This window comes from Thalassospira sp. A3_1, assembly GCF_017744215.1.
Lineage (GTDB): Bacteria > Pseudomonadota > Alphaproteobacteria > Rhodospirillales > Thalassospiraceae > Thalassospira > Thalassospira lucentensis_A.
Window position 1 is genome coordinate 1 of the sequence record NZ_JAGHQQ010000006.1, and the last position, 12,435, is coordinate 12,435.

The 12,435-nt window shown below is 52.6% G+C and carries 10 protein-coding genes and 1 pseudogene; 7 read left to right on the forward strand and 4 right to left on the reverse strand.

The window, feature by feature from the left end:
* Positions 1-127: pseudogene (locus J7395_RS19365) on the forward strand (IS481 family transposase); the annotation flags it as partial.
* Here the strand turns inward: J7395_RS19365 and J7395_RS19370 are convergent.
* Positions 124-999, reverse strand: a complete 876-nt coding sequence (locus tag J7395_RS19370; RefSeq protein ID WP_062951881.1) for an AEC family transporter — start codon at positions 997-999, stop codon at positions 124-126. The pseudogene J7395_RS19365 and the gene J7395_RS19370 sit on opposite strands and share 4 nt — an antisense overlap.
* 215 nt (positions 1,000-1,214) lie before the next feature.
* Here J7395_RS19370 and J7395_RS19375 point away from each other — a divergent pair, with 215 nt between their 5' ends.
* Positions 1,215-1,859, forward strand: coding sequence for an HAD family hydrolase (locus tag J7395_RS19375; RefSeq protein ID WP_209223255.1), 645 nt, complete (start codon positions 1,215-1,217; stop codon positions 1,857-1,859).
* 5 nt (positions 1,860-1,864) lie between these two features.
* Here J7395_RS19375 and J7395_RS19380 read toward each other — a convergent pair whose 3' ends face one another.
* Entirely contained in the window at positions 1,865-3,928 is a 2,064-nt protein-coding gene (locus J7395_RS19380) for a tetratricopeptide repeat protein (RefSeq protein WP_209223257.1), read from the reverse strand.
* A 499-nt stretch (positions 3,929-4,427) separates the two neighbouring features.
* Here J7395_RS19380 and ilvD point away from each other — a divergent pair, with 499 nt between their 5' ends.
* From ilvD to J7395_RS19395, 3 genes are all read left to right on the forward strand, one after another.
* Positions 4,428-6,281, forward strand: coding sequence for a dihydroxy-acid dehydratase (gene ilvD / locus J7395_RS19385; RefSeq protein WP_209223259.1), 1,854 nt, complete (start codon positions 4,428-4,430; stop codon positions 6,279-6,281).
* Positions 6,282-6,537: 256 nt separating this feature from the next.
* Positions 6,538-7,800, forward strand: a complete 1,263-nt coding sequence (locus tag J7395_RS19390; RefSeq protein WP_209223261.1) for a hypothetical protein — start codon at positions 6,538-6,540, stop codon at positions 7,798-7,800.
* A complete protein-coding gene (locus tag J7395_RS19395; RefSeq protein ID WP_209223263.1) occupies positions 7,797-8,855 on the forward strand; it encodes a hypothetical protein in 1,059 nt (352 codons plus the stop codon). The genes J7395_RS19390 and J7395_RS19395 overlap by 4 nt, the downstream gene beginning before the upstream one ends.
* A gap of 52 nt (positions 8,856-8,907) precedes the next feature.
* Here the strand turns inward: J7395_RS19395 and J7395_RS19400 are convergent, their stop codons facing one another.
* Entirely contained in the window at positions 8,908-9,588 is a 681-nt protein-coding gene (locus J7395_RS19400) for a LysE family translocator (RefSeq protein ID WP_247742309.1), read from the reverse strand.
* A 129-nt stretch (positions 9,589-9,717) separates the two neighbouring features.
* Positions 9,718-10,833 (reverse strand): alanine dehydrogenase, encoded by a 1,116-nt coding sequence (ald, locus tag J7395_RS19405; RefSeq protein ID WP_209223265.1) that lies wholly within the window; start codon positions 10,831-10,833, stop codon positions 9,718-9,720.
* Between the two features lie 169 nt (positions 10,834-11,002).
* Here ald and J7395_RS19410 point away from each other — a divergent pair, with 169 nt between their 5' ends.
* The gene (locus J7395_RS19410) at positions 11,003-11,461 is read left to right on the forward strand and encodes an Lrp/AsnC family transcriptional regulator (RefSeq protein WP_007092109.1); all 459 of its coding nucleotides are present in this window, start codon (positions 11,003-11,005) and stop codon (positions 11,459-11,461) included.
* A 254-nt stretch (positions 11,462-11,715) separates the two neighbouring features.
* A complete protein-coding gene (locus J7395_RS19415; protein WP_062960061.1) occupies positions 11,716-12,429 on the forward strand; it encodes a TetR family transcriptional regulator in 714 nt (237 codons plus the stop codon).
* Positions 12,430-12,435 lie beyond the last annotated feature (6 nt).

The following is a 12,435-nucleotide window of genomic DNA, read 5'->3' on the forward strand; positions in this document are numbered from 1 at the left end:
CGCAAAAAACCTGCCCCTCTGGGTCCATCTCTACAATTGGCACAGACCGCACGGCGGGATAAAAGACAAGACTCCTATCAGTCGTCTCGGCCTAAACCGGGACAACCTATTGAGGTTCCACATCTAGAGCACGTACCACAGCAGGCCGGGCAGGGCGATGGCGGCAAGGAAGCTGGAACTGATGACAACACCGGCAACTTCTTCGGGTTCGCGGTTGTAAAGCTGCGCAAACAGATAGCAGAACACCGCAACCGGCATCGAACATTGCAGGATGACGACCCCGCGTTCGATCCCGGTAAGTCCCATGACTTCGGAAAGTCCGACGCCAACCGCAAAGCCCATGGCAAGGCGCAGCATGCTAAGCGCGGTGCTGCGTGCAAGGCTGACCGGGCGAAGGCGGGCCAGTGACACACCCAATGTAAACAGCATTAACGGAATGGTCAGCTGCCCGATCAGGTTGGTCGTATTGTAAAGCCATGCGGGGACTTCGGTATTGGTCGCAAGGAAGCCTGTTGCAATCAGGGTTGCCGGGATGATCGGCATCTTGATGATCGATTTAAGCGAGAAACTGCCCGAAACGAACGCCACCCCGATGGTCAGTTGCAAAACCACGTAAACAGCAAAAAACGCAACCGACAGTGCCAGACCATCCTGCCCGTAAGCCAGCATGCAAAGCGGCAGACCGACATTGCCGACATTCGGCCAGGCCAGCGATTGCAGATAGGTCCGCGGGGCCAGTTTGAAAACTTTCAGGATTGGCCAGCCGATCAGGACGAAAATGATGTTCGCGGCAAGGGCGGCAGTCCCCATTGATACCAGCGCATCCGCACCAAGGTCGACCGTGGCAAGGGCTGCAAAGGTCAGGCAGGGGGTCGCAAAATAGGTGACGATGGATGTCACCAGGCCCGTATCGAAATGTCTGCCGGATCGTGCCCAGATATAACCAAGACCCGTGGTTATGAAAACCGGTGCAAGAATGGCAAAGATATCGGCAAACATGAAATTCAGTATCCCCAGATGGCTTGGCCCAAATGGCCCCGGGTGAAATTGTCATGACCGATAGTCGCGGGGCAAGCGAATAATGGTAATACCAGTTGGTTTTCCGCATCGCGATAAGTCGACGCAAACCTGCGTCGTGAAAACTTGTCATTCCGGATGCTGATGGTGCATGGTAGCGCGATATTGGCGCAGCTAGACAAGATACAGTGTTCGACATGAGCCACAGGAAATACGATTTCGTTCATCGCCATTTCATCGATCCGGCTCCGCGCTGGCGCGATCAGCGCAATCCTGTGCCTGCGGTTTTTCTCGATCGTGATGGGGTGGTGAATGAAGAGGTTCATTACCTGTCAAAGATTGATGATCTTGCCCTGATCCCCGGAACCGCCAGCGCGATCAAGCAGCTTAACGATGCCGGTATTCCGGTTGTGATCGTGACCAACCAGTCGGCGGTGGCGCGTGGCTATCTGTCCGAAGAGGGTCTTCGTGATCTGCACGAGGCGATGATTGCGATGCTGTCGCGTGCGGGGGCATCAGTGCAGGGGATTTATTATTCACCCTATCATCCGGATGGGATTGAGGAGTATCGCCGAGACAGCGAATGTCGAAAACCGGGCCCGGCCATGATCCTTGCCGCAGCCGAGGATTTTGCGATTTCGCTGCCTGACAGTGTTCTGATCGGGGATCGCATCAATGATATCCGTGCCGGACGTGCGGCCGGAACCCACGCGGTGATCGTGCGGACAGGGCACGGGGCAAAGGAAACCACCTGGCCTGAGGCGGCAGAAGCCGACTTTATCGCCGATGATTTGCTGGCGGCTGTCTCGGAATTATTCGCGCGCGGTGTTCTGGCGCGTTAGGCGCATCATAACGCGCACCAGGTTTTCCACATATCCCGACAGGCTTCTTCAAGCTCGCGGGCGGCGGCGTGGCCGCTCATGGCTTTGCTGTTTTTCATCCGGTCGCGCATGCCGGCCCGAATGGTGGTAAGGGCGTTGATATCCTGTGTCAGAAGGAGGGCCTTTTCGACGTAGCCTTTCTGCGTTTCTGCCGCCAGTGCATCAAGCCCGACATCGGATAGCAGGCAAAGGCCCGTGCGGGATGCCGGTGTTTCTCCGGCCATCGTGACAAACGGAATACCGTGCCAGAGCATATCAAAATAGCGCGCGATATCGATCATCGGGAACGGGGCCAAGCCGATATCAATCCGGGCGTAAAGATCGGGTTTGTCTTCGGGACTGACCGTACCAATCAGATTGACGCGATCCGAGTGCAGCCCTGCCTGCCTCAGCCGATCCAGCATCGTCTTTCTGGCAAAGGCGTCGCCTAGAACATCATCCTGAATGACAAGGCGGCTGCCCTTGATCTTGTTTAAAACACGCGCAAAGCAGTTCAGGCTGGCGTCGCTGATGTTTGATAATTGGTCAAAGCAGCCAAAGGTCACGACCTCGTCAATTGCCGCCGGAAGGAGGCTTAGGGGCGCGGCATCATCGGCACCGGCATAGGCGAAAGGTCCTGATCCCAGATGCTGCACATTTTCGCAAAACAGCTTGTTTTCGGCAGGTTTGGCCGGGATCGCACGATGATGGACAAGGATATAATCCATCTGGCTGATGCCGGTTGTCATCGGAGCGATACTGGCCTGAACCGGGGCAGCGCGATGGGCAAATACCGTGATCGGCTGATTTGCGACCGGACCGGTCAGGTCAAACAGGATGTCGATCCTGTCCTTGCGGATGCGCTCAGCGATCTGAAGCGGGCTTTGGCCGTAAACCTCGCGCCAGCCATCGGCCATGACCTGCCATGAACGGGTGGTTTGGTCCGGGCGCGGGGTGGCCGAATACAGAAACAGTTCGACCTCGTTGCGGTTAAGGTGCCGAGCAACGCTGGACAGCAGGGCGAAGGAAGCATGTTCGCAAAAATGCGGTGACAGCCATCCGATGCGAAGCCGTTTATCGACCTGTTTGCTGTTGGTGAAGTTCGGCTCGGGCAAGGCTGGCATGTGGCTGCGTGCCCATTGGCGGGCCTGTTTAAGATATTCGACCCCGCCGATATCAGGCAGCTTGGCAACGGCAGCCAGAAGGGCGGTGTGGACCGCGGCATTTGCCGGGTGTTTTTCCACAAGAACGGTCAGTTCGGCAATCGCGCTTGCGATATCGCCGCAGCGCAATTCGATATCGGCAATTTCAAGATCGATTTCTATCCTGCCCTTGGCAAGGCGCTTGGCGGTTTTAAGGATCGCGATCGCCTTGGCATAATCGCCCTGTGCTGAGAGCGCGCGGCCCAAACCGTGCAACGCAGGGACATTGCGGGGATCGATGCTAAGCGCGCGTTGATACAGGTTTTGCGCCATGCCGGGATAGCCAAGCCGCAGCGACACATCCCCGACACGGCAAATCATATCGGGGGTGATGCCGGCGGCCTCGGCAGCGCGATCAAGCGACGCGAGTGCGGCCTCTTCCTGTCCCAGTGCGTGCAATGCCTCGCCAAATAACAAAAGGCCTTCGTAATGATCTGGTTTAAGGCCCAGCAACCGCCCCAGAAGGTCCACAGTCTGCCCGATATGGCCGCGCGGCATTTCAAGGCGGGCGAGATGATAAAGGGCAGTGGGGAAATCGCCGTGATAGCTGATGGCCTGGCGGAATTCGTCGATGGCCTTTTCGATCTGCCCGGCGCGTTCCAGTGCAATCGCGAAATTGCACCGAACTGCAGGATTGGCACCAAGCCGGGGCAGGCAGCTATCAAACAGTTCAAGCGCCTCGCGGTGGCGATCAATGCCGGTCAGAAGAGTCGCCAGCAGATGTTCGACTTCGGGATTTCCGGGCGAAAGCGACAGGGCACGACGGTAAATCTTCTCGGCCTCATCAGGACGGTTGCCTTCATGCGCGCTTAGTCCACGCCTGAGCAGGGTCTTGAGATCGGCCGACATTGATATGCTTTACCTCGTAAGATGGACAGTCCTGATCGCTGTCATATGGGGCAGCATGCAGAAAAAGGAACGTCCTGTCATTGCTTTAAAGCATTTCATCGTTTCAGGAAAAAGAATGATGGCGCCGGAAAAAGCATAAAAAAAACCCCGAGCCTGCAAGCAGGCCGGGGTGAGAATGGGAGTGGGAGAATCGCCTGGCGGCGATAATCACCTATTAAGATATGGATTGTGGTCGAGGCCGTCGCCTATCTAATGGGATAGCATTTTGGGTCTTTCGGGTAGGTTGGCTAGGGGAAGGTGGTGGAATTCCCGAAACTTAACCCGGTGATTGAAAGTGCTGTCTTGGAAAGGGCGGCTATCTTTCAGGTAGCATTCGTTCCATATGGCGCAAAAACACGAAATTTTCGGGCAAAAAACTGTCATTGGGCGCGAAGACTGTGCTAGAAGCCCTAAATATGTGACAATGATAAATACCCCGCGAAGATAGAGAGGTTCGACCATGCCGGAATATCGGTCCCGTACAACCACCCATGGCCGCAATATGGCCGGTGCGCGCGGCCTTTGGCGCGCCACGGGCATGAAGGATGAAGACTTTGACAAGCCGATCATTGCGGTCGTCAACAGCTTTACCCAGTTCGTCCCCGGCCACGTTCACCTTAAAGACCTTGGTCAGATGGTGGCACGCGAAATCGAAGCCGCCGGTGGTGTTGCCAAGGAATTCAATACCATTGCCGTTGATGATGGTATTGCGATGGGCCATGACGGCATGCTTTACAGCCTGCCCTCGCGTGAAATCATCGCTGATTCCGTCGAATATATGGTCAATGCTCATTGCGCGGATGCGATGGTCTGCATTTCCAACTGTGACAAGATCACGCCGGGCATGCTGATGGCTGCCATGCGCCTTAACGTTCCGGCGGTTTTCGTTTCCGGTGGCCCGATGGAGGCCGGGAAGGTCACCATCAATGGTCAGGAACGTCATCTTGACCTTGTTGATGCGATGGTCGAAGCCGCCGATCCGAAAATCTCGGACGAACAGGTTGCTGTTGTCGAACGGTCGGCATGTCCGACCTGTGGTTCGTGTTCGGGGATGTTTACCGCCAACTCGATGAACTGTCTGGCCGAGGCTCTTGGTCTTGCACTTCCGGGTAACGGTTCGGTGCTGGCAACGCATGCCGCGCGCCAGGAACTGTTCCTTGAGGCAGCGCGCACATCCGTCAAGCTGGCGCGCCGTTATTACGAGGAAGAAGACGTTACCGCGACCCCGCGCGGCATCGCGACGTTTGAAGCCTTTGAAAATGCCATGGCGCTTGATATTGCGATGGGCGGTTCGACCAATACGGTTCTTCATCTTCTGGCTATCGCCAAGGAAGCGGAAGTCGATTTTACCATGGCGGATATGGACCGCCTGTCGCGCAAGATCCCTTATCTTTCGAAAGTGGCGCCAAACCACCCGAAATTCCACATGGAAGATGTTCATCGTGCGGGCGGTATCATGCGTATTCTGGGCGAACTGGATCGTGCCGGTTTGCTCCATACCGATGTTTCGACCGTACATGCCAAAACCATGGCCGATGCCTTGGAAAAGTGGGACATCAAACGCACCAAGAACGAAGCCGTCCAAAAGTTCTATCGCGCCATGCCGGGCGGTATTCCGACCCAGACCGCGTTCAGTCAGGAACGTTACTGGGATGATCTCGACCTTGATGAAAAAGAAGGCTGTATTCGCGACGTTGCGCATGCTTACAGTCAGGATGGCGGTCTTGCGGTTCTGTTTGGTAATTTTGCGACCAATGGTTGCATCGTCAAGACCGGTGGTGTGGATGAAAGCATTCTGAAATTCACCGGTCCGGCCGTGATTTGCGAAAGCCAGGACGAGGCGGTCGCCAAGGTTCTGGGTGGTGAGGTCAAGGAAGGCGATGTTGTTGTCATCCGTTATGAAGGGCCCAAAGGTGGTCCGGGCATGCAGGAAATGCTGTATCCGACCAGCTATCTGAAATCGATGGGGCTGGGTAAGGCCTGCGCGCTTGTGACTGATGGCCGTTTCTCGGGCGGGACGTCGGGTCTTTCGATTGGCCATGTATCGCCCGAAGCGGCGGCAGGCGGTGAAATTGCCCTGATCGAGCCAGGTGATATGATCGAAATCGATATTCCGAACCGTTCGATCAAAATTGCGGTCGACGATGCGGTTCTGGCGGCACGCCGTCAGGAAATGGAAGCCAAGGGCAAGGATGCTTGGAAACCGGCCAAGCCGCGCAAGCGCAAGGTCACAACGGCCCTTCGGGCCTATGCTGCGCTTGCAACCAGTGCCGATCAGGGTGCGGTTCGCGATGTGACGCAGGTGGGTGGTTAGCTGATTTCGAATTTCGTTAAGAGTTAAGCAAAGAGATCGGAGCGCAGGAATTGGAGCTCCGGTCTTTTTCTTTATGAGCAAAACGTTAAAATAGTGCCCGTTCACACAACAGAGAATGGTATAATAAATGATATAAATACACGCTTTAGGTGATCAATAGTGTGTGTTATCTAGTAATGATGTTCCTTTAAACTTCTTTGTCAGATTTTAGGAATTCTACTTTTTGGGCGCAAGATGTAGATGGCTGAGGTGGGAAATGGACAAAAAAACAAAAGGGTCTTGGTTGATCCACCACACAAATAAACTACACGGGGTTACGAACCAATCTGGTTATGAAAACACCTATTTGGCGGGTAAGGCCGGTATACTGCTGTCAGCTATCTCAGCGAATAAACAAATCACAGTTAATAATGATAGATTGGAGGTGTTGGCAAAAGCTGCCAACATCAATACAACATTTGAACTTCCTAAGCTCGTTGAAGTATTGCAGCAACAGCAACTTATTGATAAGTCATCTAGTGGAATTGCAGTGCTTGGCGTTACAACGGCAACTGCATTGCAGCATACTTCCGACATTTTCGATTCTCTGACTCCAAGTCCAACCGAGACGGCCACTATTGCGCTTGCTGAGCGCGCGTCGCTATCTCCGATACTTGCTGATGACGTTTCGGAAGATTTGGCCGACATGTATAAATTGGCGAAGCCAGAAATCAGTCAATTGCTTTCTGATGCGGAGCAAATCGGATTTGTCGATACTGAAAGACTAAGTAAAAGTGAAACGCTGTTATTTAATGGTAACTTATTTCGTCGTGAATCTACCCAGAAAATTAAAAATGTTCTTGATTCTCTAAAGGAGAATGAGCAGTTGATTTTAAGTGATTTTACGGAAAACTTGCGAAAGAAAGCGTGTATTAGCGTTGATGCAGCAAAACATTTTCTTGGTGAAAACCTTTTTCAAAAAGTTACGGCTATTGGACTATTTGATATCAGCGTTGTCAGTAATTCTACTGAGGATGTCGGATTCTTGACCTTGCCCTCTGCTTTCTCAAAATACAGCAGTTCGATGGTTGATGACGCTTTCGATCTCGCAAAGGCTTTCGTTAGCTCGGTTACCTATGGCATGACTAAGAGCGCCTACGAGCGTGGGCAAATTCAGATGGTTGAAGCCTTATTGAGTGCTTTGGTTAGAGGCGAGAGTGTTGGGCCAGTTCGTGCCATCGCTCAAGATTATAAAGTGCTTGAATTAAAGGGAGTAGTAGAGGTTCGGCACGGAACTAAGAAGGGGCGCTCGGGACCTATGTTGCGTTTGCTTAAGAAAGAAGTTGGTGAGCTTGCTCTGCAAGCTATTAATCAAGGGGATGTAAGTGAGCATTCTATAAGCTCGCTGCCAACTGCTGCCGTTACCTTATTCAAGGGGCCGGAGGCAAACCGCGAAATCGTCCGCAGGAGACAAACCAAAATGAGCCCCAAAGCTACTAATGATATGCTGGCTGTTCTCAGAACAGGGGGCGGATTGTGAGTAAAAATCAAAGTAATTTATCTAAAGGCCTTAAGATGGAGGAGTTGCTGCGAGGGTATTTCCTTAAAGCAGGTTACTATGTCGTCCGTGGAGTTCCATTTGTTTACGAAGGGTTTGACGTTACCGACATAGATTTGTGGTTATATAGTCGGACATCTTCTGTGTCTCGTGAAGTCACTCTAGTAGACTCAAAAAATAAGAAAACTCCTCAGGCTATCGAACGCATTTTTTGGGTTCAGGGGCTTCGTATCGCAACAAAAGCGACAAACGCTATCGTTGCAACAACAGAGAAGCGTCAAGAAGTCAAAGATTTTGGGCGGGAGATTGGTGTTCTTGTTCTAGATGGAAAGTTCTTAAGCAGACTTGCCAATTCGGATGATCCGAATTTGATGCGATTATCCGATGAAGAGTTCTTTTCGAGAATAAACGAATATTCTCTAAGTAAATTAGATGGAGATTGGAAGGGAAGGTTGGAGCTGTCTAAGAGTCTTCTCGCTAAATCATTGTCATTTGATAGTTGTAACGAATGGTTGACGCAAGCTAGGTTCTTTGCTGAGCAGTCTGTTACACGGGGAAAACATCGAGAGACTGCGCTTAGATGTTTGTATCTTGTTTGTTCTTTCATATCTGTTGCAATTGACTATTGCATGAAGGAAATATCTTTCCTTGAGCAGCCTGAGCGTGGTGCGCTGATCAAAGATGGATTTACTTATGGATCGAGGGGGAATGCTGGTTTAAGAAAGGTGTTGAATATCGCGATGGGGCTGGTCGAGCAACATGTAAATGACGGTCCATCCATTTCACGACAAGTTAGAATAAGTGTTGAAAATCAATTGGCTCAAATGAAAACCTCAATTTTGGCTGATTTTTTCTCAAAGAATGAAGTTTCTCGAAATTTATTTCATGTTGCCAGAGAGTTCGAAAATTTAGCTATGTCAAGAAAGCCTTCTTTCCATGGTACCGCCAGTGCAGATCTTCGCGGTGTTTTGTATTGCTTGCTAGATTACTGGGGAATAGACCGGGTTATGTTTTCTGAGGCCTTGGAAAGTGATTAGACTTTTTTGTATTTTTTAAGATCATATCTCTATTGAGGAAAGAGGATGTTGATTAAAAACTGTTGGTATTCTTCCTAATACTATAAGGTATATTGCTGCTTCCTTCTGCTTCTGGGCCGAGAAGAGCACTCGTGATTGCCTGCACGGCAAAACCAATAAACAGAACCCCGGTGGCGCGCACGATCCAGATTTCATGGCGCTGATAGGCCCGGCGCAAAATCCCAAGCCCGACAACCCAGATCAGGATCAGATCGGCAATCAGAAACCCGACGGCAGAGGCCAGCAAAAGCCCTGTCATGCTGTCCCAGCCAAGCGATGCGGCATCCTGTGCCAGAAGGGCTGTGAACATCGCAACCGCGACCGGATATCCCTTGGGATTGGTGATCCCGAAGATAAAGCCGCGTCGCCACGGACGGCGCACGGTAATATTGACCGCACCGTCGACCTTGCGCTTGGCGGTGACGGCCCGGACACCAAGCCAGAACAGGTAGACCCCGCAAATCATCGCCAGAATATCAAACACCATCGGATCAAGGACGCGTGACCCGATGATCGCCACCAGCGCCAGACTGGCCCACATGATATCCCCGGCAAAATGCCCGAACAGGAAGCCGGCACTTGCCCGGCGGCCCTGTGCGGCGCCGATGCCCAGCATTGCCAAAAAGGCCGGGCCGGGTGTCAGGGTATAGATGGCGGCCGCGACCATCGCCCCGATCAGCATCGATATTTCCATGGTTGTTTCATCCCGTATGTCTTTTCGGTAATGCTAGCACAGCCTGAGACAACAAACCCCGCCAAACTGACTGGCGGGGTTTGCTCGGGCAGGGTGACTAGCCCCGCCGGGAGGTTGGATTAAGCTGGTTTACGCAAGCACCCGGTCAAGGGGCAGGTAATCGTAGCCAAGATCACGCGCGACGGCCTCATAGGTGATGCGACCTTCGTGAACGTTGAGCCCTGCGGCCAGATGGGGATCTTCCTGGCAGGCTTTTTTCCAGCCCTTGTCGGCCAGTGCCAGGGTAAAGGGCAGGGTTGCGTTATTGAGCGCAAAAGTCGATGTGCGGGCCACTGCGCCGGGCATGTTGGCAACGCAGTAATGCACCACGTCATCGACGATATAGGTCGGATCGGCATGGGTGGTGGCTTTGGATGTTTCAAAGCAGCCGCCCTGATCAATCGCGACATCGACAATCACCGAACCCGGCTTCATTTTTGAAAGCTGGTCCTTGTGGATCAGTTTCGGTGCCGCGGCACCCGGGATCAGGACCGCGCCGACAACCATGTCGGCATCATAGACCAGTGCCTCGGTATCATCGATGGTGGCATATTGCGTTTTGATGCGTGGGCCAAACAGATCGTCAATCTGTGTCAGGCGTTTGACATTCTTGTCGAGAATGATGACGTCCGCGCCCATGCCCGCAGCAATGCGGGCGGCATTGGTGCCGACAACACCGCCGCCGATTACAACGACCTTGGCCGGGGCAACGCCGGGCACACCGCCCAGCAACATGCCACGCCCGCCATTGGCCTTTTGCAGGGCAGCAGCCCCAACCTGCGGTGCCATGCGCCCGGCAACTTCGGACATCGGGGCCAGTAATGGCAGGCCACCATTTTTATCGGTAACGGTTTCATAGGCAATCGCCGTCACACCGGATTTGACCAGACCTGCGGTCTGTTCGGGATCGGGTGCAAGATGAAGATAGGTAAACAGAAGCTGCCCTTCGCGGAGCTGCTCGTATTCGACTTTCTGCGGTTCCTTGACCTTTACGACCATTTCGGATTTGGCAAAGATTTCGGCCGCGGTGTCGACGATTTTTGCGCCGGCTGCGAGGTAATCATCGTTGCTGCAACCGATACCGGTACCAGCATTGGTTTCGATGATCACATCATGCCCGTGTGCCGTGACTTCACGCACGGAACTTGGGGTCAGGCCGACGCGATATTCATGGTTTTTGATTTCTTTCGGAATGCCAATAAGCATTGTGTTTCTCCCGGACAAACGTGGCAGCGATAACGGGTTGTCCCGTTTTTAGTTGTCTATGCAGGATACCCGAAAATTGTGGCAATTTCCCTTCAATCATCGGTGAGTTTGGTGGTATTAATGCTATATAATTTTAAAAAATCCGCTTCAGGCAGGGAGAATATTCGAAATGCAGATGGACGAACGTGACCGGATGATCCTGCGGCTGCTTCAACGCGATGGCCGTATCAGCAACGCCGAACTGGCCGAAAAGGTCAATCTGTCGGCGTCGGCCTGTTTGCGCCGTGTCCGGCTTCTGGAAGAAGCCGGTCTGATTGACCGTTACACCATGCTGCTTAATCCGGCCCGCATCGGCAAACCGGGCAATGCATTCGTCAATATCTCGATCGCGCGCCAGACCCGCGAGGCGCTTGAAACCTTTGAAAAGGAAATTCAGTCAGTGCCCGAGGTGGTAGAATGCTATCTGCTGGCCGGGCAAAGCGATTATCTGGTGCATGTGGTCTACAGTAACACAGCCGACTATGAACGCATACATAGCGAGGTTCTGACCCAGCTTCCGGGTGTGGAACGTGTTCAGACCATCATCACGCTGCGCGAAGTCAAACGCACGACCGAACTGCCGGTCTGATTCTCCGTTCCAGTTCGCAGCCGCAGCGAATCAAATCTGTACGGATTTTTCGATTTTGTGCGCCAAAACGTTCCTTGATTGAGATATGGTGACCAATGTTCATCTATCGCGCGTTCAAAAAACACAGGCGAACTGTTTGTTACATAAAAGTTTCTTTGATTTTTTCTATCAAAAGTCGCCGCGCGATTTGACTTTTGAATGAATTAAAAGGCATTAATATAAGGTCAGGGAGAATGTTGGGGGAATAATTCTCTATGGAAAACGAATGTCTTGTTCGTGCGCGTAGCCACGAGCAAAAGCTTAAACGTAGAAACGATATACTTGTCGCGGCCGAGGCGCTTTACCTTGAGGGGGACGGACAACTGCCATCGGCAGCCGAAGTCGCCAAGAAGGCAAACCTCGCCAAAGGCACGCTATATCTTTATTTTTCAAGCAAGGAAGCCCTTTTTCTGGAAGTCCTGCGCGGATTCCTGAAGGGGTGGTTTGAAAACAATCTTGAAGTGATTGAACAGGAAGCGTTGCGGCGTCCCGAAGAGCGGGATTCGGCACGCGTTGCACTGCAATTCGTGCAATATCTGGTCAAGCGGAAGCAGTTCCTGCATCTGGCATCCCTGTCACAAGGGGTTCTGGAACAGGGGACGGATGATGAAGCCGTGCTTAGCCATCGAAGATTTGTTTCTTCAATGGTCAAACGTACAGCCGATGCCCTGTCCGAGCTTTATGCCATCACGCCCGAAGATGCCAACAAGCTGATGCGTACATCCTATGCATTGGTGATTGGCATGTGGCAGATGTCACAGATTCCGGATCGTGTTGCCGAACTGATGCGCCAGAACGCGTTGGATAACCTGATTATCGATTTCAGTGTGGCAGCCGAAGAAGCCGTTGTGTCTTATTGGCGTGTCCTTGCGCCGGGCATGAAATGCCGTGAATTCCTGCGGCAGATGGCGGAACAGAATCAGGCCTGATTTGGG